Source organism: Emticicia aquatica, assembly GCF_923079645.1.
GTDB classification, from domain to species: domain Bacteria; phylum Bacteroidota; class Bacteroidia; order Cytophagales; family Spirosomataceae; genus Emticicia; species Emticicia aquatica.
Genome location: NZ_CAKLPY010000001.1, coordinates 2,135,402 through 2,158,042, shown reverse-complemented (window position 1 = coordinate 2,158,042; position 22,641 = coordinate 2,135,402). Strand labels below are relative to the sequence as shown.

Sequence of the window (22,641 nt, the reverse complement as noted above, 5' to 3'; positions counted from 1 at the left end):
GAAAGGGTTTTCTTGATAAAAATGGAGAAATAAAATGACAATAAAAGAACTTACAAATCAGCTCGAACTTATCGCACCTTTATCCTATCAAGAAAGCTACGATAATGCTGGGTTGATTGTTGGAAATGCTAATCAAGAAATTACAGGTGTTTTGATTTGTTTGGATTCTACCGAAGCAATCATTGATGAAGCCATCGAAAAAGGCTGTAATTTGGTTATTGCTCACCATCCGATTATTTTTAAAGGATTAAAAAAACTAAACGGCAAAAACTATATTGAACGAACGATTATTAAAGCAATCAAACATGATATTGCAATTTATGCTACGCACACAAATCTTGATAATGTAGTTGGAGGCGTAAATTTCAAAATTGCTCAAATGCTTGATTTACATCAAGTTAAAATATTATCTCCGAAGAACCAAAGCTTGATGAAATTAGTGGTTTTTGTGCCAGTAGAAAATGCTAAAACGGTTTTGGCGGCTCTGCACGAAGCAGGAGCAGGAATTATTGGCAATTATAGTCATGTAAGTTTTAGAGCAGAAGGAACGGGAAGATTTCGACCAAATGAATTTGCAAATCCAACGATTGGTGCAGCAAATATAGATGAAGAAGTACACGAAAATAGAGTAGAAGTCATTTTTCCTGCTTATCTGAAAAATCAAGTGTTGGCAGCCATGTATCGAACACATATTTATGAAGAGGTTGCTCACGATATAATTTTACTAGAAAATCAAAACCAAGAAGTGGGTTCGGGTGCGATTGGTGAATTGGCAGAACCGATGAATGAAAAAGATTTTTTGCATTTCTTGAAACAACGAATGAATGTGTCAGTTATTCGACATACACAGTTTTTGGATAAACCCATTAAAAAAGTAGCAGTTTGTGGCGGAGCAGGCGGATTCCTACTAAATGATGTGATTGCACAAGGAGCAGATATTTTTATTACCGCAGATTATAAATATCATGAGTTTTTTGATGCTGATAACCGCGTCATTATTGCAGATATTGGACATTATGAATCAGAACAATATACAAAAGAGTTGTTGAAAGATTATATTTGCAAAAAAATCATTAACTTTGCAGTCCATTTGTCGGGTACACCAACAAATCCAATTAAATATTTTTATTAGAACATTGTTATTGTCAAGAATAGAGACAGTTTTTTTATTCAAATGACCATGTGAATATATCATTTCAATAAAAGAAAATCAAGACGGTCCGCCGCAGCGGTTTAGATATTATGGAATTAACAGTTGCACAAAAATTAGAAACACTGCTTAAACTTCAATCAATTGATTCTCAATTAGACGAGTTAAGAAAACTTCGTGGCGATTTACCTGACGAAGTACGTGACTTAGAAGATGAAGTAATCGGTTTTGAAACTCGTATCGGGAAATTCAAAAGAGAAATTGAAACTTTAGACCATGAAGTAAACGGTTATCGTGCGAGTAAGAAAGAGGCTGAAAAGCTCATTCAGAAGTACAAAGACCAACAAATGAATGTTCGTAATAACCGTGAATACGATGCAATTGCAAAGGAATTAGAATTGCAAGAGCTTGAAATTCAGTTGGCCGAAAAACGTACCAAAGAAACTGAATTTAAGATTAAAAACAAAAATACTGAAATCTCAGATGTGGACTCAGCAATGATAAACCGCAAAAAAGACTTGGAGTCAAAACGTAAAGAATTAGACGTTTTGGTGGCAGAAAGTCAAGAAGATGAGAAAAAACTTTCAGTAAGCCGTGATAAAGCAGCTGCTAATGTTGAAGAACGTTTAGTAAAAGCCTACAACCGTATCCGTGATAATGCTGAAAATGGTTTGGCAGTTGTAATGGTAAAACGTGGTGCTTGCGGAGGATGTTTTAACATCGTTCCACCACAACGTCAGGCTGATATTAAAGATAAAAAGAAAATAATCGTTTGTGAGCATTGTGGCCGTATTTTAGCCGATGTTGATGCAATCGAGATTTCAAGAAGATAATTAAGCAAATTGTGTAACTTTAGCCAAGATTTCAATAAAATCGAAATCTTGGCTATTTTTATGCCAAATAAATCCAAAAACTGATGATTTCGTTTGCTAAAAAAATATTTAACTCGAAAAAATCAGTGCTTCAAATAAGCCTTTCAGTTTTTAAAATAGCTAAAACTATCAAGGTTCTTGTTGTTTATTGTTTACTGATAAGCACTCAATGTACTGCTAATAATTTCGATTTTACACCAAATCTTCAAAAAGCATATTCTGAAATTTTTAAACTTAAAATTCATTCTGGCAGAGAATTACTTGCCAAAGAAGCACCGAATAATCCGTTTAAAATTTATTTAGAAGATTATGCGGATATGGTTGAATTGCTCAATTCTGAAAATCAAAAAGCATATCAAAAATTCCTGGATAAAGAAGATGAACGACTAGAATTGATTGAAGAGTCTGAAAAAAAATCACCTTATAATAGATTTTTACGGGCAGAAATAAAATTACATTGGGCATTGATAAAAATAAGATTTGGCCATGAAATAAAAGCAAGTTATAATGTTATTCAGGCTTATCGATTATTAGAAGAAAATCAGCAACTATTCCCTAATTTTTTACCAAATCAAAAGTCACTTGGATGTTTGCATGTGTTGATTGGCTCAGTTCCTGAAAATCAAAAGTGGATTTCTAATTTGATTGGACTTCGTGGAAATATACAACAAGGTTTACAAGAATTACAAAAGGCATCGAAAGATAATATTTGGGGATTAGAAGCCAAATTTTGTACAATTTTTATTCAAGCTTATGTATTAAAATTTGATTCGAAACAAAATGAAGAAATGTTGCAATTGCTTGAAAATCAACCTGATAACTTGAATATTTCTTTGCTGTTAATTGCAATTTCTTTAAAAGATAATCGTACCGAACAAGCAATTGAATTATTGAAAAAAAGTCCTCAAGATTCTGTTTATTTGTATTTTCCAATATTAGAATTATACAAAGCTGAAACACAATTATTTAAAGAAAACTATTCACAGGCGATAGCATCTTATTTAACTTATCTTCGAAATTTTAAAGGTAAAACTTTTGTAAAAGATACTTATTATAAACTGTTTATTTGCCATTGGCTTTTAGGTGATGAAAAGAAAGGGAAATTGTATTTATTAAAGATTAATGGAGCAGGAAGCATTGTAGCCGAATCAGATAAAGCGGCTCAGAAATTTTATGAAAATTTTATAAAAAATGGTGTTTTACCCAATAAAACATTGCTAAAATTACGGTTACTTTTTGATGCTGGAAATTTTGAAGAAGGGAAAAAAGAACTAGCAAAACTTTCAGAAAAAAGTTTTTTGAATGCAGTTGAACAGGCCGAATTTAATTATAGAGCAGGCCGAATTTTTCAAAAGTTGAATCAGCTTGAGAAGGCGATTGGTTTTTTCAAGCGTGCTATAACTTTAACAGAAGAGAATGATTGGTATTTTGCTCCAACTTCTGCTTTACAATTGGGTTATATTTATCAAAAAAATGGTGATAAGGAAAAGGCAAAACGCTATTTTGAAAAGTCTCTTGCTTATAAACGGCACGAATATAAAACGTCGATTGACAATAAAGCTCGTGCCGCTCTAACAGAAATGGGTTACTAAACATCCATTTCTGGTACTTCGCCATCAATAATTAATTTTCCTTCGGTGGCTTGTTTTATTTCTTCAACACTTACACCTGGAGCTCTTTCCAATAGTTTGAAACCACCAGAAGGCAGTATTTCTAAAACTGCTAGTTCGGTTACAATTTTTTTAACGCAGGCCAAACCAGTTATTGGTAAGCTACAATTTTTAAGTAGTTTTGATTCGCCTGCTTTATTGACGTGTTGCATGGCTACAATAATGTTTTCAGCAGAAGCGACCAAATCCATTGCACCGCCCATTCCTTTTACCATTTTACCAGGAATTTTCCAATTGGCAATATCGCCATTTTCTGAAACTTCCATTGCTCCCAAAATTGTAAGGTCAACGTGTCCACCACGAATCATTGCAAAACTTTCTGCGGAACTAAATAAGGCCGAGCCAGCAACCATTGTGACAGTTTGTTTGCCCGCATTGATGAGGTCAGCATCTACGTTTTCTTCGGTTGGAAATGGGCCAATGCCCAATAAACCGTTTTCGGATTGTAAAACTACATTGATACCTTCAGGAATAAAATTGGCCACTAAAGTTGGAATTCCGATTCCTAAATTAACGTAATAACCATCTTTTAGCTCTTTGGCAATTCTTTTTGCGATTTGATTTTTATCTAACATTTTTTGAAGCATTTAGCATTTTTTGCAAGAAACCAACCCTCATTACTGGCTCACAGTTCGTTGCTCGATTCGTTTTTCGTAGTCTTTTCCCTGAAAAATTCGTTGCACATAAATTCCAGGTGTATGAATTTGTGCTGGGTTTAGGCTACCCACTGGCACTAATTCTTCAACTTCTGCAATAGTTATTTTACCTGCTGCTGCCATCATTGGACTAAAATTTTGAGCAGTTCCTTTAAAAATCAAATTTCCTGCGGTATCACCTTTCCATGCTTTTATGATTGAAAAATCAGCTTTTAACCATTTTTCCATGAGATATTTTTTCCCCTCAAATTCACGCACTTCTTTTCCTTCGGCTATTTCAGTTCCTACGCCTGCAGGAGTAAAAAAGGCTGGAATGCCTGCTCCACCCGCTCTAATTCGCTCGGCAAGCGTTCCTTGTGGCGTCAATTCAACTTCCAATTCACCCGATAATAATTGTCGCTCAAATTCTTTATTTTCGCCTACATACGAAGAAATCATTTTGCGAACTTGGTGCGTTTTTAGCATCAAACCAATGCCAAAATCATCAACGCCAGCATTGTTTGAAATACAGGTTAAATCTTTTACACCTTTTCGTAAAAGTGCCGAAATGCAATTTTCAGGAATTCCACAAAGCCCAAATCCACCCAGCATAAGTATAGCTCCATCTGGAATATCAGCCACCGCTTCGTCGGCACCACTAATTACTTTATTTATCATACTTTATTAGTTTGTGTACAAATATACTTGAAGAATACTTGTTGATGTATATTTTTTTCTAAGAAAGTTACAGCAAAAACTTTGTTTTATGCAAAATCAATCTAATGATATTCAATTTCAATCAATTTCTTAGATTTAATTAAAATATGCTCCAACGGATTCCAACAAATCCACGAATTCCTTGCATAGGTGCGTAGTTATAACTTGGGTCAAATTGTTGACTGAAAGGAGAATCTGCTCGAAAAATTGGGTCTTTAGGTAAAAAATTCGTCAAGTTTTTGATACCGCCATAAATATTTATGCCATTTGGCAAACGTTTGGTTGCTTGAATATTATGGATTCCAAACCAAGGTGAGTATTCTGGGCGAGTATCGCCATAGGCTCTCACAACTGGTAGCCGCATTGGGCTATAAAAATTTCCTGTGAGGTCAAAAGTAAGTTGAATTTTATTGAGTGCATAGCTAAAAGCGTAGTTTCCAGTCAAATGGGGTGTTTGAATTTGATTGATTTTTTGATGATTTTCTACCCGATAAACGTCCATAAAAGTTGTTCCAGCAAATAATTTAAGTCCAGAAATAAATGAAAATTCGGCATTTAAAGCCACTCCTTTTGAAATACCATATCCCTTAAGGTTATCAAAAACAACTAACTCAGGATTTTGGTCATAATCAGCAATAATTTTATTTGCAAAATAAGTATAAAAGCCATTGAGTTGGATGTTGCCATAACCTTTTCCAAATGTAAAAAAATGTTGATAATCAAGATTAGAATTGTATGAGCGTTCGGGCTTTAAATCGTTTATTATTAATACTTTACGTGAACCTGTAAGTGCGGCATGGTCTTCAGAAAATAAGTTTACAACTCTGTAACCATTGCCCAAACTTAACCTCATAATGTTGCTTTTATTTGGCGAAAACTTCCAGTTAATTCTAGGTGAGGCAATGCTTCCATGTTTTGAATTGTAGTCGTATCTGATGCCTAAAAGCAATTTGTTTTTGGCATTTATTGTTACTTCATCTTGCCCAAATATACCTGGTAACCAAATTAAATCGGGAGCGTTTTGTGTTGTTGATATTTGTGTTACAGGCGTGTTATCATCATAAAAAGTTCGGCGAAGAGTAGCTCCGAATAAAGCATCGTGATTATTACTTATTTTTTTATCCCAAAGTAATTGCCCAAACGCAATTCGTTGGGTAGCTAGATAAATCGTATTGCCATAAACTGAATTCTGTTGATGTTGATTGAATGAAAAATTGAATGTAATTTTCTGGTTTTTGATAGGCAATTGATAATTACCCAACATTTCAATGCGTTTAGTGAAAATTGATTCTCCATAAACTTTGCTATCGCCTCTATTGGTTTTGCTCCACTGCATTTCACCGCCAAATCGATCTTCGTAAATGTATCGAGCGGCAATATTGAAAGTTCGATTATTCGGCCTTTGCATTGACCATTTATTGAATAATGAAATTCGATTTTGAAGAGTAATATCAGTGAAATTATCATTATTAATATCCCACCGTCTATTAAATAAGAAATAATTACCTGAAAATAGCACATCAAATTTGCCGATTTGAGCTTTTGTACTAGCATCGAAATTATTTTCAAGATAAGTGCTGGAATTAAAATCAAAATTAAATTTTGGTGCTTTTGAGGGATTTTTAGTAATGACATTGATTAATCCACCTACTGCTTCCGAACCATAAAGCGTTGATGCTGGGCCTTTCATTACCTCAATTCGCTCAACCATTGAGTTCGGGATTCCGCTCAAGCCATATACCGATGATAAAGCTGAAACGATTGGCATACCATCAATCATCACCATTGTATAAGGCCCTTCCATACCATTTATATGAATATCGCCTGTATTGCAAACATTGCAATTAAGCTGCGGACGTACGCCATTGACCATGGAAAGCGATTCAAATAGACTTGGTGTAGGATTTTTACGAAAAAAAGTTGGATTTAAAATCTGAATAGGTGCTGGCGATTCATTTATTGTCGTTTCCTTCATTGTTCCAGTAACTACAACTTCACGAAGTTGGGCATTTTCTTCTTCAATTTCTATGTTCAAATTAGTAACTTTATCAACTAAAATATTGATAATTAACTGTTTAGTTTTAAAACCAACACTCGAAATTTGAATTGTTTGTTTGCCGTTTGGTGTATTTCTTAAAATGAATTTTCCATTTTCATCAGCCTGTGAACCAATTTTAGTTCCCAAAAAAGTGATGCTCGCAAAACTAACGCCCTTGTCTTTGTTAATAACGACGCCATGAATTTCACCAGCTATGGTTGTTTTATAACAAAGAATTAGTAAAAATAGTATAAATGTTTTTTTCATAACTATGTAGTTGATGATACAAAGTTTGACTAATAAAATTAATATTCAAAGTAAAGCTAAATATATTTTTAGGTTAGACTAAAAAACTAAATGCCAAACTAAATGAATTTGGCATTTAGTTTGTATGAAATAGGGTAATTAATTATTCATCTTTTAGCGAATTTTAAATTCGTTTTATAAAATGGCAAACGTAATACTTGGAATTGGCTCACGGGTACGCCACCCAGAATATGGGGTTGGAGTCGTAATTAACTTTAAATCAGATATTTATATCATTACTTTTGTGGAAATTGGTACAAAAAACATTAAGGTTGATTATCCATTTGAAATTTTAGAAGTGGTTGAGCCAGCGAATGATATGGTGAGTTTGTTTGATGTCGAAAGAAATCTTTCAAAGATTCTCCAACGTTGGATGGATGCAAGCGAAATTGTTCCATTAGGAGAGAGGTGGAAAGGAGGGAAGATGATTTTACAACCTGCTCGCCGAGATTTACAGCCTAAAGAAGTCCCAATTGATGTTTTTTTTCATAAAATTGTGATGATGCGTGACCGTTTGCGGGTTTTAGAGCAACGAGTAAACGCTAGCAATATGGACGACGAAGAAAAAGTTAATATTCAACAATATATTACTCGTTGTTATGGCTCAATGACAACGTTTAATATTTTGTTTAAAGAACCGCAGCACTATTTTTCGGGAGAGAAAATGGTTGAAGCTTGAGGAAATTTTGCTTTTGAGTAGTAGGGTTCGGTATCTAAAAATACCGAACCCTTTTTAATTAATTGATTGTAACTGTACCACCATTTTTTGTTGCTTGATAAATGGCTTCCACTACTTTTATATCACGTAATCCTTCTTCTCCAGGGGCGATTAATTGCGTTGAATTCATCAATGCTACGCAATCTTCATCCATTTGTTTAGCTTGTTGATTTTTTATCGGAAAATCAATTATTCCACCAGAATGGCTTCCTTTGTTGCCTAAGTAAGCCGAAAAAGGCTCCATTTTTAACCAACCTTTTTCATAATTAACCTGCAAATAATTCATGTTTATACCATAACTCGAATGACAAGCCGCTAACGCTCCACTCGGAAATTGTAGCTGAAACATCATGGTTTCTTCTACTTCTTTATAAATTTCTGGGCGAGTTGTACTTGCCTGAGCTGTTACGGCTATTGGTTCTTCGCCTGTTGCCAATCTAGCTCCTTGTAAGGCATAAACGCCCATATCGCCCATTACACCGCCTCCAAGTGCTTTATTTTGTTTCCAATGAGTAGTTCGTGCATCAAAATAGCCAGCTCCACAAGAAATCATTTTTACTTTACCATACAATTTTTCTCTACCAATTCGCATATATTCTTGCGTGTTTGGGTCATGCTGGCAGCGGTAGCCAATCGCTAAGTTTACTTTATTGTCTCGACAAACTTTTATCATAGCCATGCAATCATTGACCGACGGAGCCATTGGTTTTTCACAGAAAACGTGTTTGCCCGCTCTTGCTGCTCTGATTGAATACTCTTTGTGCATCGAAGGCGGCAACACTACATACACAATATCAATGTCAGGATTGTTGGCTATGGAATCAAAGTTTTGATAATTGTAAATATTTTTATCAGGAATATTGTATTTTTGTTTCCACTTTTCTGCTTTTTCAGGTGAACCAGTCACTATTCCTGCTAAATAACATTTTTCAGTCATTTGTAAAGCAGGAGCTAGTAAATCTGTACTATAATACCCTAAACCTACCAATGCAATGCCTAGCTTTTCCTTCTTTTTTGAAGTACTTGCCAACAAAACATTAGGCGAAAAAAGGGCAGTTGCACTACCAATAACTAAAGATTTAAGGGCTTCACGTCGATTGTGCATTTGATGAAAATTTAAAGGTTCTGTAATATTATTTCCCCAAAACAGGATACTTCCAAATGATTAAAAAATAAGTTAATATTTGTCGTAAAAACGTCTTATTCTTGAAGTAACTTGGTCGTAGATTGGCTTCGTGAATTCAATAAATAATTGTTGTGGTGGTGGCGGTAATTGCTCTCGATTACGTGTCAAATTTAATTCATCATTTGTCAAAGCTCTTTCATCCCCGTTGAAGCTAGCCCATTCATTTACCCAAGTATATTCACCAGGAATTTCTTCACGAGAAAGTACTTTATTTGTTCGATAATCAAAAACTTCCATAGAAAGCAATCCTCTTGAACGAACAGCCTTATGAGACTTTACGATTTGTGCCTTGACTTTTCCATAAACAGGCACTTTTTTACCGTTGATTGTTACTTCACCTGTTTTTACACTATCTCTGCTAGTTACAGTTTGGCGGTCGGTCTGGATATTTGTTTCACCAACTACAAAATCAATGATTTCAAGTCTTACAATATGGTCAGGACGAAGTTTAACTGTTTTTGCTTCTTCTGGAGAATAGAAACGAATAAATTTATTCATTCGGCGGTTAGTTCTTAAAAACTCGTCCACTTTCCCTTGAAAATACTCATTACTATATTGATAAAGACGAGAATTAACTTTTGGTTGTTCGACCACCACATGAAACGAACCTAAATTTAGGGCTTCTTCCATTAGATTGCGAGAATCTTTATAATTCGGAGCAAAAAAAGAAATTTGCTCAAAATGTTCATAGGCAGCTCTGGCAGTTTCTTTGTTGATATTTTGTTTTCGTAGTAAATCTATACCCAAAGCATATCTTTCTGCTGCCGCATTTTCACGAGCAATTTCGGTTTGTTGATAATAAGTTTGAGGTGTTACAATACGTCGGCAGGCAGTACATCTTTCAATTGCCTCTTGCATTGCGTTTAATTTATTATAATAATCCAAAACGGCTTCCCAACGGAATTGCTGATTTGCATTTTGAACACGAGATATATCTCTAGTAAATTCTTCTTGTGCATTTCTGTAGGCAATTGGTAAAACTTCTAATGCTTTACTATTATCAGAATCTTTTTTGAGTTTTTCTGCTGATTGTAAAACGGCTTCATAATAATTTCCTTTTTCGAGGGCTTTTGTACCACTTTTTGAACAAGAGAGAGTAAATAATATCGAACCGATTATCCAATATTTAAGCGTGATTTTCATGAAGTTATAATTTTGTATTTAGATAAATTGTTTCGCAATATAATATAATTCTATTGGTTTTTCATTCGTCTTATTTAATGATTAACAATTTATTATGATTTTGCCAAAAATAAAAAGCGACTTACATGATGTGTAAATCGCTTTTTGGTAATTCAATTTTATATTTGTAATAAGCTTATAAACAACTCATTAACTATTTGATTTAATTTCAGAAAGAGATTGTGTCTTGATTTTTTCTTGCAGTTTCAAGATTCCACCGATCAAAGCTTCAGGTCTAGGTGGGCAACCTGGAACATAAACATCAACCGGTATAATTCGGTCAACACCTTTGACAACGTGGTAACCATGTTCCCAGTAAGGGCCTCCACAATTGGAGCAACTTCCCATCGAAATAACGTATTTTGGGTCAGGCATTTGCTCGTACAAACGACGAATTCTATCGGCCATTTTAAATGTAACAGTTCCCGAAATAATGATTACATCAGACTGACGAGGAGAGTTTCGCGGAAAAACACCAAAGCGTTCGAGGTCATAATTGGAAGCATAAGTTGCCATCATTTCAATGGCACAGCAAGCCAATCCAAAACCTAATGGCCAAAGAGAATTTGCTCTTGCCCAATTAGTAAGTTCGTCAAGTGAGGTTAAAATAACTTCGCTTTCACCAGTTTTTATATGTGTCTCTTTTTCGAGGGTATCAAAATTCATTTGTCGGTATATTTATCATTGACCTGATTGTACATTTCAATCGGAACTTTCCCTTTAAATTTGGGGGTACGATATTCAGGTTTTACCCAATCTAAATATCCTTTCGCCCAAACATAGGCAAGACCAAGAGCTAAGATTCCAATAAAAATAAACATTTCAGCAATAGTAAACCAGCCCCAAAGACCGTTAGTTTGCTGAATATATTGTTTATTTCCAAAAACGGTTGCCCATGGAAAAAGGAATACTAATTCTACATCAAAAAGTATGAAGATTAAGGCAACAATATAAAATTTGACATTAAATTGTACGTTCGCATTTCCAATTGGGTCTTCTCCTGACTCGTAAGTTGTCAGTTTTTCTTCATTAGGTTTTGATGGACGAAGCATCCACGAAATTCCCAAAACCGCCAAAACCGCTATTGCCGATAAAATGATAGCCAATAAAACAATGCCAAAATCTGATAACATATTTTTGATTGATGAATTACAAAATATACACTTTTATTTAATAATTCAGTTTTATAACTCTCGAAATGCCATAATACCACCTATTACGTTATGAACATTTTCAAAACCTTGAGCAAGGAGGAATTGTTTTGCTTTACCACTTCTTGCACCACTACGGCAATGCAAATAAATATCTTGTCCATTCAACGCTTTAAAATCATCTAAATGATCAGGGATTTCGCCCAATGGAATTAATTTTGCTCCTAAATTATCATCTTCATATTCATATTCTTCACGTACGTCAAAAAGGTTAATTTGATTTTCGCCTTCAAGCAATTCTTTGAGTTGCTCAACTGTGATGTCGTAATTTTTGTCCATATTTTTTTTGTCTTAGCGTATTATTATTATTTCTAATGATTAACAATGATTGATACAATTCAACCTAAATGTAGGTTAATGTACAACCATTATCTTACGAATAAAATTCTTTTTTCCATCCGAAAAATTTATAAAATAAATATTTGTTGGCAGATTTTCTAAATTAAGTTCTTGTTTATCAGCACTTTTGTAAAAAAACTCTCTACCCGAAGAATCAAAGATACTGATGGTTTTGATGTTTTCAAAATTCCATCGCAAAACCCCTGTTGTAGGATTAGGATATACAAAAAATAGCTGATTAATAGGCTCTTCGTTAGCAAGTGGAAGCCCATTCTGGCCGTTATCATTGATTTTGAACCCCATTACTGGTCTAACCATCAGACTACCTTTTAACGTAGAATTTTGAATCCAATCATTGCCATTGCTATAATATATTTGACTGGCAAATTGAGGACTATTTTTATCTACTCCAATGGCAATTACATCTTCATTTACTTTACTCCAAGCAACAAAAAAGGTGTCTTTCACTGCAACATTCAAATCTAACGGATATTCAACAAATCCGTTTATCTCAGAAGGATATTTCACTTTGACATTTTGTTGATGAAGTACTTTTGTAGGTTTTCCATTGGAACTTTCCATGATTTGTAGTAAAAAAAACTGACCAGAAATATCTTTTAGATACGGACTAAAGTTAAATCTTACAGCATTAACTGTGTCTGATTTGTTTAAAACAAATTTTACTGCAACTTTACCGAGTCGTTGGTCAGTATCGGCTCCAATTTCGGCAGTTCCATCATCGTAAGCATAATAATCGAGCAATGGCGTGAAAATGGAAATACTGTCATTACTTAATAACTCTGCATCAGGAATGTTGTTAGTTGAATCAGGTATAATTATTACTCCTGAACCTTCGTATGAAAGTTTTTGTGTAAACTTTAAAACAGCTTTTTTTTGCTTAAAACTTGAAAGAATAGGTACTTCATTTTTTTTATTCAACGTATTTGGCGTCGTAATTGTCTCATTGCCTCCTTTAATGTTAACTAACGAAGTTTTTGAAAGTGTATCAATTATTTGCCAATTAAAATTGACAAGCCGTGCATTTCGCTGTAGATTATTGATATATACCTCAATGGTACTATTTATTTCTGCCGCTGGATTGACCAAATATTGATTCATCGGCATTGCACTATATCTCTTTAAATAGTTATTTTTGAAGCCTCTTAAAGCAATATCCTGCGTATAAATATCTTTTAACTGTCTTTTTTTATTCAGATAGATAAAATCTACGTGCCACATATCAAATGGCCCTGATTGACGGCCTTTGGTTGTAAACCTAAATTGAAAGCTTTTATGCAAAAATTCTGTTTTATTGATAGTTAATAGTTTTTGTTGAAAATCTGTTGTGTTTAATCCTTCTTGACGCCAGATAGTTTTCCATTCATTGGCTGAATTTAGAAAAGAAACTACCAACGAATCATCACTGTCTGGTAAATCTCCTAGACCTTTTGCTTCCCAAAAAAAACTTAAATATACTGAATCTGATAAAGCAAGATTTGATAAATCTATTTGACGAGAAGTGAGCGTATCTGTATTTCCATAAGCAAACTTATTAGAAAAATTATAAGGTATTCCCTGTGCATTTCTACCATCAAATGTTGCCACATTTACTGATGGTTGATTGATAGCAAATGTATTATTGATATTTACGCCGCCATTTATCCAAAGTTTTGGACTTGGATTAGCTCCTTTTGTTTGAGAGAAATCATCAAAAAATGGCAGTGAAATGGATGTTTGACTGAATGCTATTTGTGTGGAAAATAGGAGTAATAAAATAACAGACCTGCAAGTAATTACAGGTCTGTTGAATATAAAGATAGTCATATTGAAACGATTCTTTTGTACGTTATTTATTGTCTAGGACAGCATCCGAAGGTGCATCTCCAGCGATTTCTACATCAATAACGTCTCCGATGTGAATTTTATTTCCTTCGGCTGAGGGTCTTTGTTTAACGATTGTTCCGTCTGCAAAACCATCTACAACCCCTACATAACGCTTAGATAAAACTAAATTTTGACCAGAAATCAATATTTCTGCTTCATCTGCGGCCATACCAACTAAATTTGGCACTTCCACCATTTGATTGCCAAGACCATCGCCTACAACAAAAACAACCGTTGAGCCTTTCGGAATGAGCGTTCCTGGTTTGATTTCTTGACCGTTAAATTTGATTTTTAATACTGTATTTTCTTCTAAAGCTGGAATTATTTCTGATTGACCTGCCACCAATTGGGCTGATAAAAGCTGATTTTTTGCACTTGATGTCGAACGCCCAAGTACATCAGGAACTTTTACCATTGGTGCTTTTTCGGTTACAATCGTCAAGTAAATTTTTCTTCCTTCCTTTACACTCGAACCTGCCTTTGGATATTGGGTCAAAATTGATAAAGGTTTTGCCCCAGCCACAAACGTACAATCACTTACTTCATAGTCAAGGTCACGGTCGTCAAGTGATTTTTCCATTTCCTCCATTGTCAATCCTTTCAAATCAGGAACAGTGATTGATTGACCATGATTGGTACTCCAAGGTAAATAAATAAAGAAAAACCCGAAGAAAAACACTAAAAATAAGGCAATGATAATGCCAATGTGTGTAATGATATCAGTTTTTGAATTTGTGCTAAATTTTGCCATTTTATTGGGTTTGAAAGCTATAAACCTTACCTGATTTTACGAATCAGGTAAGGTTTTAGAAAGAAATATTCAGCAAAAAAAACGTTTTTATCGGAAATAACAAAGGATTATTATTTAACTCCTCCCATCCATTTCTCAATCGGTTTGGCTAATATTAAAAGTACAACACCCGAAATTGTTCCAAACAAAAACACTTGATGAAATAAATTGGGCATTTCTTGTAAATTTTCTTCGTTGAAACTTCCTGCAAAAATACCAGCTATGAGGTTTCCTAATGAAGCTGCAACGAACCAAATTCCCATAAATTGGCTCACAAATTGTCTAGGAGCTAATTTTGTGTAGGCACTTAATCCGACTGGACTAAGGCAAAGTTCACCAATTGTATGTAAAACGTATGTGATTGATAAAAACAAAAACGATGCTTTTACGCCTGTTACAGCTACTTTTGCACCCATTACCATTACGTAAAAACCAATTCCCATTAATAAAACACCTAATCCAAATTTTACTGGAATTGATGGGTTCATTCCACGTTTTTCGAGTGCTGCCCAAATGGCATTTACAATTGGTGCTAAAGCAACGATAAACACGGCATTAAAAAATTGAAACCAACTCGAAGGCATTTCCCATCCAAAAAAAGTTCGTTCGCTATGACGTTGTGAAAATATTTGAAAAGAGGTGGCTGCTTGCTCAAAACCTGACCAAAATAATGCCGCCGCAAAGAAAAATACACCTAGAACTAGCACTCTTTTTTTCTCAACTAAGTTTAATCCACCACCAAATAAGATGAGTAAAAAATAGGCGATTGTCACTGAAACAATGATATTTTTTGCTGCATCAGCTAATCCAGAAGCAGAAGAAAAATCAATATTGCCAGTCAATTGTAAATAAGCAAAGTAAATGACTAAAAGAGCCAAAATAGCATAACCAACATTTTTGTTGATTCCCGCAACAGGTTCTTGATTGTTCTCATTCGTACTCAATTTAGCAGAAGGAACATCTCCAAATCCAGCCAAATATTTTCTTCCCCAAACACCAAAAACAATTAAGCCCAAAAACATGGCAAGTGATGCTGCTGCAAAGCCTAAATTCCAGTCAATTTTTTCGCCAATAAAACCAACAATCGCAATACCTAATGTAGAACCTACATTGATACCCATATAAAAAATAGAAAATGCTTCATCACGGCGACGACCACCTTCTGGGTATAATTCCCCAACGATTGAACTAATATTTGCTTTTAAAAGCCCAGTTCCTGAAGCAACAAGTACCAAACCTGTATAAAATATACTACTTGAATGTGAAATAGCTAAAACGGCATAACCGATGGTTATCAATATCCCACCGTAAAGAATGGCTTTTTTCTGACCTAAAATATTGTCAGCAATCCAACCACCAGGAAGTGTAAGTAAGTAAACAGAAGCAACGTAAAGGGCATAAATTGAAGTTCCTTCGCTTTCGGCCAAGCCCATTGCACCTATTGATGTTGGACTGATTAGGAATAAAAGTAGAATGGCTCTCATGCCGTAGTAGCCAAATCGCTCCCACATTTCTGTTAGGAATAATACCATGAGACCCATGGGATGTCCAAAGAATTTTCTTTCTTGCATTTAAGGTTTAGTTTAGTTAGAATGATGGTTTTTGTAATGTGTTTGTCAAATGTAATGCCTATTTTTCAAAAATTACACATGAAATTGACTTCACTAACGGCAAAATGAAGAAAAATGTGTAAGTAAACAAAAAAAAATACTATTTTCTTGAAAATAAATCAAAACAAAAGGTGATACACAACTTTGTGCATCACCTAAATTATTTGTTTTTCAGAGTATTGAGATAAATTACATGTATTTCAAATCATTATTGAGTTTCAGCTTAATAATTTTCATTGCGTTTAATGCTTTGATTAATGGATAAGTGAAATCTAATTCATGCCAACGGATACCAAAATTTGCTCTGCCGCCATATTTATGGTGGTTATTGTGATAAGACTCGCCCATCATTAAGAAATCAAGCGGTAAAAGATTTTTAGCAGTATCATCTACTTTAAAGTTCACATAACCATATCGGTGTGCATACCAATTGATAATTACTCCGTGGATTGGCCCCATTAAATAGTGGAAAGGTAAAAGTAAAAACATCCACCAAGCAGTGGCAAATTTTATATAAAATAAGGTGTATAAAATGCCCCATGCTAGTCTGATTACCCATCTATCACCTAACCATTCCATAAATTCCCAATTAGGTACACCCTTTTTGAATTTAGCTTCAACGCTATCTTGATTATGTAAAATATTGTTATATATCATTCTAGTTTTCCACATCATATCAAAAATTCCTTTGGAATAACTTGGCGAATGTGGGTCTTCTTCGGTGTCAGCATGAGCGTGATGCAAACGGTGCATGATGCCATACGCTCTTGGACTTAAAAATGATGAGCCTTGAGCAATAAAAGTCAGTGTGTAAAATACTTTTTCCCAGTTTTTACTCATCGTAAACATTTGATGAGAAGCATAGCGATGCAAAAAGAATGTTTGCATCAAAATGGAGAAATACCAGTGAAACACAAAAAAAGCTAAAATAACCATTAGAAAAATAATATTTGATGATAATTAAATACAAATGTAAGGTTTATAGAGACTAGAAATTATGATAAAAATCATTTTTTGAATTTTGATTTTGAATTATTCCAATAAATCTACACAATAATATATATGTTTTGTTTACTTGATAACCACTTGAAATAGTATGCAAGCAGAGTTTTTTGTGATTAATTGAGTAATTAATGCCAAAAGTGCCATATATATTGGTTTTTAAAAATAATATTTTATTTATCAAAAAATTGCACTTTTCAAAGAATTAATAAATATTAGCGAAATTTCGCAAAAAACATTTGTTTCGCAAATTTTTGTAATATACTTTTGTGCATCGATTCGCTTTGATGGTCGAAAAAGCGGGAACATCTGCAATTTATACTTAATAACATACATTGGAAATAGAACCCCATGAGTTACACAAAAGAAGTCGATAATACATTGATGCAAAAATGGTGAAAGATTTATTGTTACATTTTTGATCAACTAATTGACTTATAATTAATGATTTACGTCAATATGACAAATGTCATTTGTGTAGAAATCAATATTTTGTTACTTGTTTCACAATTATACTTCATCAATAAAACTAACTAATTCAATGGAACTTTTAACTGACATTGCACCAACGAAATTGTCTATCAAAGCCAAAGAAATATTTTATAATCTTAGTCCAGCAGAGCTAATTGAGGCAGCACTTCAAAATGGAGAAGGAGTTTTGACTGACACTGGTGCTTTGATGTGCGATACAGGAAAATTTACAGGACGTTCGCCAAAAGATAAATTTTTGGTTTGTGACGAAAAAACTGAAAATACAGTTTGGTGGGGCGATGTAAATTTTAAGTTTTCACCCGAAAAGTTTGATGCCCTTTTGGCAAAAATGCTTGCTTTTATTGAAAACAAACGAATTTATGTACGTCAAGCATTTGCAGGAGCTAATTCTCAATACCGATTGAGTCTTGATATTATTAATACCCAAGCTTGGCATAATTTGTTTTGTAATAATATGTTTATTCGTCCTTCAGAAGACGATTTAGTGCATTTTAACTCAGATTTTACAATTATTTGTGTACCCGAATTTGAAGCTGATCCAGATATTGATGGTACTAGACAAGCTAATTTTACCATCGTTGACCTTACTCGTCGAATATTATTAATTGGCGGAACTGGGTATGCGGGTGAAATGAAAAAGGGGATTTTTACGGTTTTAAATTATTTACTTCCGCAAGAAAACGACGTACTTTCAATGCATTGTTCGGCAAATATTGGTAGTTCAAATGATACCGCAATATTTTTTGGTTTGTCTGGAACAGGAAAAACAACGCTTTCTGCTGACCCAAATCGTGGACTCATTGGTGATGATGAACATGGTTGGTCAGAAACTGGTGTGTTTAATTTTGAAGGAGGATGTTACGCTAAAGTCATTGATTTAAGTAAAGAAAAAGAACCCGAAATTTTTGATGCAATACGCTATGGGTCAATCGTTGAAAACACCCGTTTTTATGAAGGAACGCGTGAAGTAGATTACCATAATAATTCAGTTACTGAAAATACACGAACCGCTTATCCAATTCATTATATTCCGAATGCGGTTGAGCCATCAATAGGAGGAATTCCAAAAAATATTTTCTTTCTAACTTATGACGCTTTTGGGGTTTTACCTCCAATATCAAAGCTAACAGTTGGACAAGCAATGTACCATTTTATTTCTGGCTATACGTCAAAAGTTGCTGGTACTGAAATGGGTGTAAAAGAACCACAAGCAACATTTTCAGCTTGTTTTGGAGCGGCATTTTTGCCATTACATCCAACAAAATATGCTTCATTGTTAGGTGAAAAAATTCATCACAATAAAGTAAATGTTTGGCTTATAAATACTGGAATGACAGGTGGAAGCTACGGAGTTGGTACACGAATGAAATTAGCAAATACGAGGGCAATGATTACCGCTGCTTTGAATGGTGATTTGAATAAAGTAAGTTTCACGAGGCACCCAATTTTTGGAATGTTGATTCCTGAAAATTGCCCTTATGTTGTTGCTGATATTTTGAATCCAAAAAACACTTGGGCAAACAAAGACGCTTATGACACTACGGCGAAAAAATTGGCAGAGATGTTTCAACAAAATTTTGTTAAATATGCTGATTTTGCAGATAATGAAATCTTAGCTGGAAGCCCAATTTAGTTTTGAAGATGAATTTTTGTCTTTGTTTTTAATAGGTTTAATAATTAAGTATTAAGGTTGAATAGGTTTTAATTTTGCTTAGAATCTATGTTTAAAACGCCCTACTAATAGTGGGGCTTTTTTTGTGTTTATTTATTGATTTCTATATATTGCATCATTCTTCTATTTAATAATAAAAACAACCAAAATCTATGAAAATTTTTGTACCAATTTTGTTTGTATTCATCGGTATCACTTCATTTATTTCGATGAATAATCAGACAAGTAATCAGCCAGCTTCTGTGGTTTTAAAAGATACTTTAATGCTTGACCGAGAAAAGTATCTATCATTTCTAAAGGATTCATTGAAAGGTAAAGAAAGTTTGCCTGCCGATTCTGTTTTTAAAAATATCAAATCTTTGAAAGGAAAATCTACCGAACAATTATTAAGTATTATGAATAATTGGGGACACGCTCTGGGTGTAACCTGTAAATTTTGCCATGAGATGAACAACTGGGCATCAGAAAAAAGCCGTAATCACCTTCGTACCCGTGAAATGATTGTGATGAATGACCGCCTCAACCGTGATTTATTATCGCAAATGAAAGGTTTTCGCCAGCCTGTTACGATGGGTTGTATCTCGTGTCACAACGAAATGAAAGAACCACCGCACGATGGCCCACGTCCACAAGGACCACGCCCTCGCCCAGAAGGTGGCGGACAGCCAAATACGCCAAAAAATTAAAATTTCTAGGTAATTCATTAAGAAATATTAGTGTTAAATCCACAACGTGATAAGTTCGTCAAAGCGAATTTATCACGTTTTTTTATGTTTTTTTATCAAGAAATTAATAGTATTGAAAAAAAACTATAAAAATAGTTTTGAAACTAAATATTTAGTTATACATTTGAAACGAAATTAAATACCACTAAAAATGGAATTAAGAGATTTAACCAGAGCAGAAGAAGAAGTCATGCAAATATTATGGGAAAAAGAACCCGCATTTGTGAAAGATATTCTTGAACATTTTCCAGAACCTCGACCTGCTTATAATACTGTTTCAACGATTGTCCGAATTCTTGAACAAAAAGGATTTATTGGACATAAAGCTTATGGAAAGACGCATCAATATTTTTCTTTGGTGAGTAAAGAACAATATAAATCCTTTGCAACAGGCAAACTAATGGAAAGTTACTTTGAAAATTCAGTCGAAGAAATGTTTTCTTTTTTTGTGCGAGAAAAGAAAATTGATGTGAAAGAAGCCGACGAAATTTTGAAGATGATTGATAAAATGAAAGAATCAAAATCGTAGAGATTTCAATAAGAATAAATATTTGATAATCATTTATTAAACTACCCAATTGCGGGTCTGAGAAATGAATTTACTACATTATCTCGTTCAAGTCAATTTATACTTGGTGCTGTTTTATGGCTTTTATCGTTTGCTGTTATACAACGAAACTTTTTATACACTTAATCGAGCTTATTTGGTTGGTTCAGCGGTATTGAGTTTCGGTATTCCATTTTGGTATTCTGATTATATTCAATCGCTCTTCTTTACTCAACAAATCAATGAAGTTTTTTATTCCGTTTTGAGTCCGACAGTTTTTGAGGTGCGACCAAGTTCTCAAAATCCGATTACTTGGTATGATTTATTGAAAATAAACTACATTTTATGCACTACTTTTTTAGCTATAAAGCTAGTATTTAATCTTTTACAATTGAAAAAACTTTTAGATAATACACACGCTCATCAAGAGCAAGGAGTAGGTTTTTCGTTTTTTAATTTTGTTTTCGTGGATAAAGATTTACAAAAGCGAGAAGTAGTTTTGGAACATGAGTTTGTACATATTCGGCAGTTACATTCGGCCGATGTGATGCTTTTTGAGCTGATTGCTGTACTTTCTTGGTTCAATCCGATTGTTTATTTCTACAAAAAATCAGTCAAAAATATCCATGAATTTATTGCCGATGACATTGCTAGCCGATTAGAACCAACGAAGGCAGATTATGCAATGCTACTTTTTTCACAGCAATTTGGTCTAAATCCACACCAACTCACCAATCAATTTATTAATCATTCAACCTTAAAACGCAGAATCGAAATGCTTCAAAAACCACGTTCACGCAAAATAGCCTTATTAAAATATGGCTTTACTGCTCCATTATTTGCCTTGATGCTCGTGATTGCATCGGCAAGTATTGCTCGACACCAAAGTATTAAAAAAGTTGAAAGTATCATTGAAACGTCAGCAAAAATGCCTGTTCTGGAATTGACAACCTCAAAAATATTAAGCATAAATGCAGATACAAACATCGTTGAATCTCAAAATACAACTCGTTTGGAAGAAACCGTTATTGTTGGATTAAAATCAAATACTCAAGAAGAAGTATTTACGATGGTGGAGGAAAATCCTACATTTCCTGGCGGGAATACCGAATTATTCAAATTTATTGGACAAAATTTAAGGTATCCAACTGAAGCAAGAAATAAAAGTATTCAAGGCAAAGTTTTTGTCAGATTTGTGGTTCGAAAAGATGGTTCAACTTCTGATGTTAAGGTTTTGAAAGGAATTGGATTTGGTTGTGATGAAGAAGTTGTAAGAATCATTAGTATTTTGCCTAAGTGGAATGTAGGCAAGCAAAATGGCAAACCTGTCAATGTGTTTTTTACACTTCCTGTTAATTTTATTTTAGCGAATGAAACAAAAAATGGAGACACGCCAAAAGATGATTTGTCAAATTCTTCAATTCCTGTTAGCAAAGCAGCCGAAAATCCGATTAATATTAAGGTTCAAGAAAAAAATGACGCATTATGGATAATTGATGGCGTAATAGTGAATAATGGCGAAATTAAACAATTAAAACCTGAAAATATTGAGTCCATTTCAGTTTTAAAAGATGCTACTGCAACAGCAATTTATGGTGAAAAAGGGAAAAATGGTGTGATCATAGTAACATCAAAAAAGGCTTCGCAACTAAAAGATGAACCAAGTTTTACCATAAAAGGGAAACAGCTTTATACTTTGAAAGTTGGAAATAATCGTCAAATTATTGATGCAAAAACAGCTAACGAATTTTCAGCCGACCGTATTTTGCAAGTAAATGTTGTGAAAATCAACGATATAAAATCTCGCAAAACATCTTTGAATGAATACGAAGAAAAAGTACTAAAAGACGGTTTCGATGGTTGGATTGATATTTGGGTTAAAGAATAATTTTATA

Annotated in this window: 20 protein-coding genes; 8 read left to right on the top strand and 12 right to left on the bottom strand. The window is 34.0% G+C overall.

Features of this window, described 5'->3' with window-relative positions; genetic code table 11:
- Positions 1-34 precede the first annotated feature (34 nt).
- From MJQ71_RS09255 to MJQ71_RS09245, 3 genes are all read left to right on the top strand, one after another.
- A complete protein-coding gene (locus tag MJQ71_RS09255; RefSeq protein ID WP_238806293.1) occupies positions 35-1,132 on the top strand; it encodes a Nif3-like dinuclear metal center hexameric protein in 1,098 nt (365 codons plus the stop codon).
- A gap of 110 nt (positions 1,133-1,242) precedes the next feature.
- Complete coding sequence (locus MJQ71_RS09250) at positions 1,243-1,983, top strand: zinc ribbon domain-containing protein (protein WP_238806292.1); 741 nt, start codon at positions 1,243-1,245, stop codon at positions 1,981-1,983.
- A 125-nt stretch (positions 1,984-2,108) separates the two neighbouring features.
- Positions 2,109-3,614 (top strand): tetratricopeptide repeat protein, encoded by a 1,506-nt coding sequence (locus MJQ71_RS09245; RefSeq protein WP_238806291.1) that lies wholly within the window; start codon positions 2,109-2,111, stop codon positions 3,612-3,614.
- Here the strand turns inward: MJQ71_RS09245 and MJQ71_RS09240 are convergent.
- The 3 genes from MJQ71_RS09240 to MJQ71_RS09230 all read right to left on the bottom strand — a co-directional run bounded on the left by MJQ71_RS09240 (position 3,611) and on the right by MJQ71_RS09230 (position 7,349).
- The gene (locus MJQ71_RS09240; protein WP_238806421.1) at positions 3,611-4,267 is read right to left on the bottom strand and encodes a 3-oxoacid CoA-transferase subunit B; all 657 of its coding nucleotides are present in this window, start codon (positions 4,265-4,267) and stop codon (positions 3,611-3,613) included. The genes MJQ71_RS09245 and MJQ71_RS09240 overlap by 4 nt on opposite strands.
- Before the next feature lie 42 nt (positions 4,268-4,309).
- The gene (locus tag MJQ71_RS09235) at positions 4,310-5,005 is read right to left on the bottom strand and encodes a CoA transferase subunit A (protein WP_238806290.1); all 696 of its coding nucleotides are present in this window, start codon (positions 5,003-5,005) and stop codon (positions 4,310-4,312) included.
- A 139-nt stretch (positions 5,006-5,144) separates the two neighbouring features.
- Positions 5,145-7,349, bottom strand: a complete 2,205-nt coding sequence (locus MJQ71_RS09230) for a TonB-dependent receptor (RefSeq protein WP_238806289.1) — start codon at positions 7,347-7,349, stop codon at positions 5,145-5,147.
- Between the two features lie 181 nt (positions 7,350-7,530).
- Between MJQ71_RS09230 and MJQ71_RS09225 the strand changes: the two genes are divergently transcribed.
- The gene (locus MJQ71_RS09225) at positions 7,531-8,067 is read left to right on the top strand and encodes a DUF8685 domain-containing protein (RefSeq protein ID WP_238806288.1); all 537 of its coding nucleotides are present in this window, start codon (positions 7,531-7,533) and stop codon (positions 8,065-8,067) included.
- Positions 8,068-8,125: 58 nt separating this feature from the next.
- Here MJQ71_RS09225 and MJQ71_RS09220 read toward each other — a convergent pair whose 3' ends face one another.
- From MJQ71_RS09220 to MJQ71_RS09180, 9 genes are all read right to left on the bottom strand, one after another.
- Positions 8,126-9,211, bottom strand: a complete 1,086-nt coding sequence (locus tag MJQ71_RS09220) for a Gfo/Idh/MocA family protein (RefSeq protein WP_238806287.1) — start codon at positions 9,209-9,211, stop codon at positions 8,126-8,128.
- Between the two features lie 72 nt (positions 9,212-9,283).
- Complete coding sequence (locus tag MJQ71_RS09215) at positions 9,284-10,435, bottom strand: hypothetical protein (protein WP_238806286.1); 1,152 nt, start codon at positions 10,433-10,435, stop codon at positions 9,284-9,286.
- A gap of 189 nt (positions 10,436-10,624) precedes the next feature.
- Positions 10,625-11,140, bottom strand: coding sequence for an NADH-quinone oxidoreductase subunit B (locus MJQ71_RS09210; RefSeq protein WP_238806285.1), 516 nt, complete (start codon positions 11,138-11,140; stop codon positions 10,625-10,627).
- Positions 11,137-11,607: an NADH-quinone oxidoreductase subunit A gene (locus MJQ71_RS09205; protein ID WP_238806284.1), complete on the bottom strand. Its 471-nt coding sequence runs from the start codon at positions 11,605-11,607 to the stop codon at positions 11,137-11,139. Before MJQ71_RS09205 ends, MJQ71_RS09210 begins: the two co-directional genes overlap by 4 nt.
- A 51-nt stretch (positions 11,608-11,658) precedes the next feature.
- Positions 11,659-11,964, bottom strand: coding sequence for a rhodanese-like domain-containing protein (locus MJQ71_RS09200; RefSeq protein ID WP_238806283.1), 306 nt, complete (start codon positions 11,962-11,964; stop codon positions 11,659-11,661).
- Positions 11,965-12,039: 75 nt separating this feature from the next.
- On the bottom strand, positions 12,040-13,848 hold the full coding sequence (locus MJQ71_RS09195; protein WP_238806282.1) for a T9SS type A sorting domain-containing protein: 1,809 nt from the start codon (positions 13,846-13,848) through the stop codon (positions 12,040-12,042).
- A gap of 22 nt (positions 13,849-13,870) precedes the next feature.
- A complete protein-coding gene (locus MJQ71_RS09190; RefSeq protein WP_238806281.1) occupies positions 13,871-14,659 on the bottom strand; it encodes a PASTA domain-containing protein in 789 nt (262 codons plus the stop codon).
- A gap of 110 nt (positions 14,660-14,769) precedes the next feature.
- On the bottom strand, positions 14,770-16,269 hold the full coding sequence (locus MJQ71_RS09185) for a peptide MFS transporter (RefSeq protein ID WP_238806280.1): 1,500 nt from the start codon (positions 16,267-16,269) through the stop codon (positions 14,770-14,772).
- 228 nt (positions 16,270-16,497) lie between these two features.
- Positions 16,498-17,244: an acyl-CoA desaturase gene (locus tag MJQ71_RS09180; protein ID WP_238806279.1), complete on the bottom strand. Its 747-nt coding sequence runs from the start codon at positions 17,242-17,244 to the stop codon at positions 16,498-16,500.
- Positions 17,245-17,851: 607 nt separating this feature from the next.
- Here MJQ71_RS09180 and pckA point away from each other — a divergent pair.
- From pckA to MJQ71_RS09160, 4 genes are all read left to right on the top strand, one after another.
- Positions 17,852-19,435 carry a phosphoenolpyruvate carboxykinase (ATP) gene (gene pckA / locus MJQ71_RS09175; RefSeq protein ID WP_238806278.1) on the top strand — a complete coding sequence of 528 codons (1,584 nt, stop codon included), beginning with the start codon at positions 17,852-17,854 and terminating at the stop codon, positions 19,433-19,435.
- Between the two features lie 191 nt (positions 19,436-19,626).
- Complete coding sequence (locus tag MJQ71_RS09170; protein WP_238806277.1) at positions 19,627-20,160, top strand: photosynthetic reaction center cytochrome c subunit family protein; 534 nt, start codon at positions 19,627-19,629, stop codon at positions 20,158-20,160.
- Positions 20,161-20,350: 190 nt separating this feature from the next.
- Positions 20,351-20,728, top strand: a complete 378-nt coding sequence (locus MJQ71_RS09165) for a BlaI/MecI/CopY family transcriptional regulator (RefSeq protein WP_238806276.1) — start codon at positions 20,351-20,353, stop codon at positions 20,726-20,728.
- A 64-nt stretch (positions 20,729-20,792) separates the two neighbouring features.
- Complete coding sequence (locus MJQ71_RS09160) at positions 20,793-22,634, top strand: M56 family metallopeptidase (protein ID WP_238806275.1); 1,842 nt, start codon at positions 20,793-20,795, stop codon at positions 22,632-22,634.
- Positions 22,635-22,641 lie beyond the last annotated feature (7 nt).

Excerpts from the sequence above, each read along its gene's own strand:
- MJQ71_RS09255 (WP_238806293.1), top strand. The coding sequence starts at position 35 with ATGACAATAAAAGAACTTACAAATCAGCTCGAACTTATCGCACCTTTA.
- MJQ71_RS09250 (WP_238806292.1), top strand. The coding sequence starts at position 1,243 with ATGGAATTAACAGTTGCACAAAAATTAGAAACACTGCTTAAACTTCAA.
- MJQ71_RS09240 (WP_238806421.1), bottom strand. The coding sequence starts at position 4,267 with ATGTTAGATAAAAATCAAATCGCAAAAAGAATTGCCAAAGAGCTAAAA.
- MJQ71_RS09235 (WP_238806290.1), bottom strand. The coding sequence starts at position 5,005 with ATGATAAATAAAGTAATTAGTGGTGCCGACGAAGCGGTGGCTGATATT.
- MJQ71_RS09230 (WP_238806289.1), bottom strand. The coding sequence starts at position 7,349 with ATGAAAAAAACATTTATACTATTTTTACTAATTCTTTGTTATAAAACA.
- MJQ71_RS09225 (WP_238806288.1), top strand. The coding sequence starts at position 7,531 with ATGGCAAACGTAATACTTGGAATTGGCTCACGGGTACGCCACCCAGAA.
- MJQ71_RS09220 (WP_238806287.1), bottom strand. The coding sequence starts at position 9,211 with ATGCACAATCGACGTGAAGCCCTTAAATCTTTAGTTATTGGTAGTGCA.
- MJQ71_RS09215 (WP_238806286.1), bottom strand. The coding sequence starts at position 10,435 with ATGAAAATCACGCTTAAATATTGGATAATCGGTTCGATATTATTTACT.
- MJQ71_RS09210 (WP_238806285.1), bottom strand. The coding sequence starts at position 11,140 with ATGAATTTTGATACCCTCGAAAAAGAGACACATATAAAAACTGGTGAA.
- MJQ71_RS09205 (WP_238806284.1), bottom strand. The coding sequence starts at position 11,607 with ATGTTATCAGATTTTGGCATTGTTTTATTGGCTATCATTTTATCGGCA.
- MJQ71_RS09200 (WP_238806283.1), bottom strand. The coding sequence starts at position 11,964 with ATGGACAAAAATTACGACATCACAGTTGAGCAACTCAAAGAATTGCTT.
- MJQ71_RS09195 (WP_238806282.1), bottom strand. The coding sequence starts at position 13,848 with ATGACTATCTTTATATTCAACAGACCTGTAATTACTTGCAGGTCTGTT.
- MJQ71_RS09190 (WP_238806281.1), bottom strand. The coding sequence starts at position 14,659 with ATGGCAAAATTTAGCACAAATTCAAAAACTGATATCATTACACACATT.
- MJQ71_RS09185 (WP_238806280.1), bottom strand. The coding sequence starts at position 16,269 with ATGCAAGAAAGAAAATTCTTTGGACATCCCATGGGTCTCATGGTATTA.
- MJQ71_RS09180 (WP_238806279.1), bottom strand. The coding sequence starts at position 17,244 with ATGGTTATTTTAGCTTTTTTTGTGTTTCACTGGTATTTCTCCATTTTG.
- pckA (WP_238806278.1), top strand. The coding sequence starts at position 17,852 with ATGGAACTTTTAACTGACATTGCACCAACGAAATTGTCTATCAAAGCC.
- MJQ71_RS09170 (WP_238806277.1), top strand. The coding sequence starts at position 19,627 with ATGAAAATTTTTGTACCAATTTTGTTTGTATTCATCGGTATCACTTCA.
- MJQ71_RS09165 (WP_238806276.1), top strand. The coding sequence starts at position 20,351 with ATGGAATTAAGAGATTTAACCAGAGCAGAAGAAGAAGTCATGCAAATA.
- MJQ71_RS09160 (WP_238806275.1), top strand. The coding sequence starts at position 20,793 with ATGAATTTACTACATTATCTCGTTCAAGTCAATTTATACTTGGTGCTG.